1 protein-coding gene is annotated in these 721 nt (G+C 35.5%); it reads right to left on the bottom strand.

Annotated elements, in window-relative coordinates:
* Positions 1 to 420: 420 nt before the first annotated feature.
* A partial coding sequence (gene rplQ / locus ACFIO5_RS11755) for a 50S ribosomal protein L17 (RefSeq protein WP_375705507.1) occupies positions 421 to 721 on the bottom strand: 301 nt, incomplete at its 5' end.

Below are 721 nucleotides of genomic sequence, written 5' to 3'. Positions count from 1 at the left end.
GAATAGTCTTTTTAACTAAAGGAGCAAATGAAAGAGTGATTTCTTTTTGTGTTTGTGGAATTTCAGCATAAGCACAATGAAATGATATCTGTGCCATAATCGCCCAAAAAAACCACCCTACAAAAGAATACCTCATGACTTTCTCCTTAAAAAAACTAACAACTAGCCTACTCTTTAACATTAATAGGATATAAGAAAACCTCTCATATTGCATAAGCTAAAAACATTCATTAATATTTATAATGAAGAAGAAAAACAACCATTTGAGCAATAAATATTATAAAAATCATATAATTCAATATATTGTAATCTTTTCACTTTATTTCCTTTTTGAGTAAAATTATCTTCAAAGTGGTCACAAAAAAAACCGCCCTGGAAAGGCGGCTTTCTAAAATTTAACAGAAAGAAAACGCTCTATTTTCATGAAGAAGCTTCTTTTTCATTTGCAGAACTTTCTGTACGCACACGATCTACAGCGCCCTTCGCATCAACATCACGATCAACAAATTCTATAACAGCCATGGGCGCATTATCGCCAGTACGAAAACCTGCTTTCATAATACGCAAATATCCACCATTGCGCGACGCATAACGAGGAGCAAGGGTATCGAATAACTTTGCAACTTTCCCTGCATCACGAAGTGAAGCTATTGCTTGTCGACGGGCATGCAAACCTCCGCGTTTACCAAGCGTAACTAACCTTTCAACAATAGGACGAATT

This window comes from Bartonella sp. AA86SXKL, assembly GCF_042196885.1.
The sequence above is the reverse complement of the archived record's forward strand: the minus strand, read 5'-3'. Positions and strand labels throughout refer to the sequence as shown.